Origin of the sequence: Veillonella sp. (assembly GCF_019414865.1) — a bacterium.
Lineage (GTDB): Bacteria > Bacillota > Negativicutes > Veillonellales > Veillonellaceae > Veillonella.
On sequence record NZ_DXLG01000153.1, the window covers coordinates 1 to 3,265 of the forward strand.

The following is a 3,265-nucleotide window of genomic DNA, read 5'->3' on the forward strand; positions in this document are numbered from 1 at the left end:
TTATGGCATATTCTCTACGTTGTGCATCTTGTTTATTGTGAAAGCTTTCAGAATATACCAACGTAACAGGACGTCGCCCGCGAGTATATTTCGCACCGCCTGGAACATGGCCATTATGAGCCTCCATACGGCGCTCAAGATCGGTAGTCCACCCACAATACAAAGAATCATCTGCACAACGCACTAAATACACATAGTGTCGCTCTTCAGACTTAGCGTCTTTATTTGCCATTTTTCGCATCGTCAGTAATCGGTTCTAATGTAATGGTATTGATGATGACAGGTTCTACTGGTTTATCATTACGACCAGTTTTTACTTTACCGATTTTTTCAACTACATCCATACCTTGTACTACAGTACCAAAGATAGTATGTTTATTATCTAACCAGTCTGTAGGTCCCAAGGTAATGAAGAATTGAGAACCACCTGTATTAGGACCACGGTTCGCCATAGCAAGGACGCCCATTTTATTGAAGTGTAAATCGTTGGAGAACTCATCAGGAATGGTATAACCAGGGCCACCAGCACCTGTACCATCTGGATCCCCACCTTGAATCATAAATCCTTCAATAACGCGGTGGAATGTAACACCATTATAGAAACCTTTTTTCACTAAGTAATCAAAGTTTTTTACCGTAATAGGCGCTTTAGATCCTAGCAAACGAACTTTGAATTGACCATAATTTGTATCAAAAATAGCATACTCATCAGCAATTGGCGCATTAGAGAAATTAGGCATGGTTACAGATTCTGCCTTTACAGTATTACCTTGTGGTTGCTCCCCACTTTTTGTACCACAAGCTGCTGTACCAAGCATTGTAATCCCCAACATTGCGCATAAAGCCAAGCGTTTCCAGTTCATAGTTCCCCCAAAATATATTGTTTATACTAACATGTATGTAAAATTCACATAGAAAAGCCGCTCAACCCGTGAGCGGCTCTTTTTTAGTATATCATGTTTTAGAGAAAATTTGGTTTAAATAATTATTAAATTTACCAATTTATATAACCTTATACTTTCAGTTATATATCAGTCATTATTTACCATCAAATTGTTCAGTTTTTTAGTCTACAATGAGGACATTAGAACTCAATCAATCCACTTGAAATGCTTACACGCATTATAAATACCATCCTTATCACAGTCGGTAGTGATATAATCGGCTTTTTCTTTCAATTCAGCACGGGCATTTCCCATGGCAATATTAAGCCATTCTGGCCTAAACATAGATAAATCATTATATCCATCACCAAATACTACGGCTTGATTAGGTTTCATACCAAAATGATCAAGCATATTGCGAATACCCAAAGCTTTTTCCATTGGTTCATATAAAACACAGCCATCGCCATAACGAATGAGCTTATGCGTCATATGCTCAATTTCTTTTTCCTCTTCTTCCCCTTCTTTAAAGAACACATAAATCTTATAAAACTCTTCTACATTATGAAAGTCAAAATTAGGATCTACTGTCGTTTTAAAAACATCCCAATTCGGATGCCAATCTAATATTTCCTTATACGGCGTAATTCGGCCTAATTTATTCCGATCTGTTACAGCCCAAGGAATATTATGGGACTCTAAATATTCCAAATAGTTAATGCATGCATCACGATCCATGCCAATCATGGACACTAGTTCATTATTAACAGTAACACTATGTCCGCCATCTGCCACAAAATCTGTAAGCCCCGCTTGTTCCGCAAAACGCTTTGCATCTACTTGGATACGGCCTGTTGCTAGTGCCACCCTATGACCACGGCGCTTTAATTCATCTAAGCTATATTGAGCACTGTCAGGAATTTTACCTTCCGGCCACACAGCTAAGGTATTGTCTATATCGAAAAAGAAAAATTTCTGTTCCACAGGCCCTCCTAATCACGTCCGCTCATTAACTTAAATCGCTCTTTCTGCTCTACATCAGGATATTTTTCTTGATCCACATCACTCAAAAACATATCTAGTGGTCGTACATATAAGTCACGTTGATCATATAATTTTTGATACACTACGAACTGTTCACTCGTTTCCGAATGAGTTGCAACATCTAACACATAATAGTACATGCCTTTAAAATGACGATATAAGCCACCCTTTACAATTTTTCGCATTTATAACCTCATCACATAACATACACAAACGGTTACAAATTATATTAATCAAGAGATTCCATGTATTGAATAGCCTTAGTCAACATATCTGCTGTAATTTTGTACGGAGATACATCAATATCATGAACAGATGTAGCCTTTTCAACAATTTGAGGAATATGCGATGCAGTAAGACCTAACTGTGAAAGTTTAGTAGGCCAACCTAATTCGCGGTATATTGGCAACCACCGTTGTAATTCATCCATTTGTTGGTCAACGGTTAACAAAATAAGTAAGCCATATGCTACCATTTCACCATGCAAATGGTTTTCTTCTGTTTCTTTATTAGTAACACAGCCATAACATACAGCATGAGCCATATTACTATTATATGCCATAGGAACACAACCCGATACAATACCGGTAGTAAAGATAACAGCCATAGCAATGGTATCAAATGCATCACTACGTTTTTTAGCTTGACTGTCTTTATAGGCTTGTATACCATGTGCTAAAATTGGTTCACTACACATAGAAGCTAGAGTAAGGCCTAACTGAGTATTATAATCTTGCTCACGATTGCGAGCAGAAAGATGAGTTTCATAGTGTTTTGCAATAGTATCTCCCATTCCCGCCCACAAGTAACGGCTTGGTGCTTCTACGAGAATATCAGCATCAATAAAGCAGTGCACAGGAGGATGATTTACAAAGGCTACGTCATCAAAAGTATGCTCTGCAGTGTATACAGCTGCTACTTCTGACGTTGCAGCACAAGTAGAGGCAATGGTCGGAATTGTAAAGAATGGTTTATCATCTAACTCTAGAGCTACTACTTTTACCGTATCCATGGCCTTACCGCCACCAACAGCAAACATAAAGTCCGCATCTTTTACAGAAGCCATTTGTGCAATTTCCTTACCTCGAGAGAAAGTACACTCTCCACCAAAGTGAATAATATCTAGCACTTTAATCCCTGCTTTATCAAGCACTGGACGAATGTGTGGCAAAGCTTTAGAAAGAGCTGTCTCACCACCAATGATAGCTACAGACTTACCATATAATTTTGTAAATTTGGGAATAGCGTCAAACACCTCATGACCGCCAAAACTATAACTAGGTAAACAATGAGTACTACGCATAAAATCTTCCTTCCTTCTTTCATTATCTATATTC

At 38.2% G+C, this 3,265-nt stretch carries 5 protein-coding genes; all 5 read right to left on the reverse strand.

Features of this window, described 5'->3' with window-relative positions; genetic code table 11:
• Nucleotides 1-232: GIY-YIG nuclease family protein (locus QZ334_RS07590; RefSeq protein WP_295233334.1), on the reverse strand; the 232-nt coding region annotated here is incomplete at its 3' end.
• Nucleotides 222-863: a peptidylprolyl isomerase gene (locus QZ334_RS07595; protein WP_105089769.1), complete on the reverse strand. Its 642-nt coding sequence runs from the start codon at nt 861-863 to the stop codon at nt 222-224. The genes QZ334_RS07595 and QZ334_RS07590, both read right to left, overlap by 11 nt.
• Nucleotides 864-1,091: 228 nt before the next feature.
• Entirely contained in the window at nt 1,092-1,868 is a 777-nt protein-coding gene (locus QZ334_RS07600) for an HAD family hydrolase (protein WP_005385327.1), read from the reverse strand.
• Nucleotides 1,869-1,876: 8 nt separating this feature from the next.
• Entirely contained in the window at nt 1,877-2,113 is a 237-nt protein-coding gene (locus QZ334_RS07605) for a DUF1653 domain-containing protein (protein WP_005385326.1), read from the reverse strand.
• 44 nt (nt 2,114-2,157) lie between these two features.
• On the reverse strand, nt 2,158-3,265 hold a 1,108-nt coding region (locus tag QZ334_RS07610; protein ID WP_295233338.1), incomplete at its 5' end, for an iron-containing alcohol dehydrogenase family protein.

What these genes read in the sequence shown, in the direction of transcription:
- QZ334_RS07595 (WP_105089769.1), bottom strand. Translation starts at nt 863, where the DNA reads ATGAACTGGAAACGCTTGGCTTTATGCGCAATGTTGGGGATTACAATG.
- QZ334_RS07605 (WP_005385326.1), bottom strand. Translation starts at nt 2,113, where the DNA reads ATGCGAAAAATTGTAAAGGGTGGCTTATATCGTCATTTTAAAGGCATG.